The sequence below is a fragment of the Streptomyces sp. NPDC004126 genome (assembly GCF_050275515.1).
Taxonomy (GTDB): domain Bacteria; phylum Actinomycetota; class Actinomycetes; order Streptomycetales; family Streptomycetaceae; genus Streptomyces.
On sequence record NZ_JBNNPF010000131.1, the window covers coordinates 1 to 1,413 of the forward strand.

General features: G+C 72.0%; 2 protein-coding genes. Both read left to right on the forward strand.

Annotation, left to right across the window (positions count from 1 at the left end; genetic code table 11):
* A partial coding sequence (locus tag ACQKM2_RS40840; protein ID WP_427719278.1) for an ABC transporter ATP-binding protein occupies nucleotides 1–537 on the forward strand: 537 nt, incomplete at its 5' end.
* On the forward strand, nucleotides 524–1,413 hold an 890-nt coding region (locus ACQKM2_RS40845; protein ID WP_427719281.1), incomplete at its 3' end, for an ABC transporter permease. The genes ACQKM2_RS40840 and ACQKM2_RS40845, both read left to right, overlap by 14 nt.

The following is a 1,413-nucleotide window of genomic DNA, read 5'->3' on the forward strand; positions in this document are numbered from 1 at the left end:
CCGGCCCTGATGTTCCAGGAGCACGCCCTCTTCCCGTGGCTCACCGCGGGCAAGAACATCGAGCTGGCGCTGCGGCTGCGCGGGGTGCCCAAGGCCGAGCGCAGGACCGAGGCCGAACGGCTGCTGGAGCTCGTCCGGCTCGGCGGCGCCTACGGCAAGCGCGTCCACGAACTCTCCGGCGGCATGCGCCAGCGCGTCGCCCTCGCCCGGGCCCTCGCCCAGGACAGCCGCCTCCTGCTGATGGACGAGCCCTTCGCGGCCCTCGACGCCATCACCCGCGACGTCCTGCACGGCGAACTCACCCGCATCTGGGAAGAGACCGGCCTGTCCGTCCTCTTCGTCACCCACAACGTGCGCGAGGCCGTCCGCCTCGCCCAGCGCGTCGTCCTCCTCTCCTCCCGCCCCGGCCGGGTCGCGAAGGAATGGACCGTCGACATCCCGCAGCCGCGCCGCATCGAGGACGCGGACGTCGCGGAGCTGTCCCTTGAGATCACTGAACACCTGCGTGGGGAGATCCGCCGCCATGGCCAGCACTGACACCACCCCGAAGGCCGGGGCCGTCCAGGGCACGCGCGACGACCTGGCCGGCCTGGAAGCCGGCCTGGACGCGCTCGACGCGGTCCAGACCCACCGCACTCCGGTGCGCGAGGTCCTCACCAAGAAGGTCCTGCCGCCGGTCCTCGCCGTCGCCCTGGTGCTGGTGGTCTGGCAGGTCCTGGTCTCGGCGAAGGTCACCGACGAGACCAAGCTCCCCGCCCTGTCCGCCGTCTGGGACAGCCTGTCCGACATGTGGCTCAAGGGCACGCTCGTCGAAGTCATCTGGACCTCGGTCTCCCGGGGCCTGCTCGGCTTCCTCCTCGCCCTCGCCATCGGCACCCCGCTCGGCCTGCTCGTCGCCCGGGTGAAGTTCGTCCGCGCCGCGATCGGCCCGATCCTCCAGGGCCTGCAGTCGCTGCCGTCGGTGGCGTGGGTGCCGCCGGCCGTGCTCTGGTTCGGCCTCAACGACGCCATGATGTACACGGTGATCCTGCTGGGCGCCGTCCCGTCCATCGCCAACGGCCTCGTCTCCGGCATCGACCAGATCCCGCCGCTGTTCCTGCGGGCCGGCCGCACCCTGGGCGCCACCGGCCTGCGCGGCGCCTGGCACGTCGTCCTGCCCGCGGCCCTGCCCGGCTACGTCGCCGGCCTCAAGCAGGGCTGGGCCTTCTCCTGGCGCTCCCTGATGGCCGCCGAGATCATCGCCAGCTCCCCCGACCTGGGCCTCGGCCTCGGCCAGCTCCTGGAGAACGGCCGCAACAACATCGACCTGCCGGGCGTGTTCCTCGCGATCATCCTGATCCTGGTCGTGGGCATCGCCATCGACCTGCTGATCTTCAGCCCCGTCGAGCGCTGGGTCCTGCGCAGCCGCGGCCT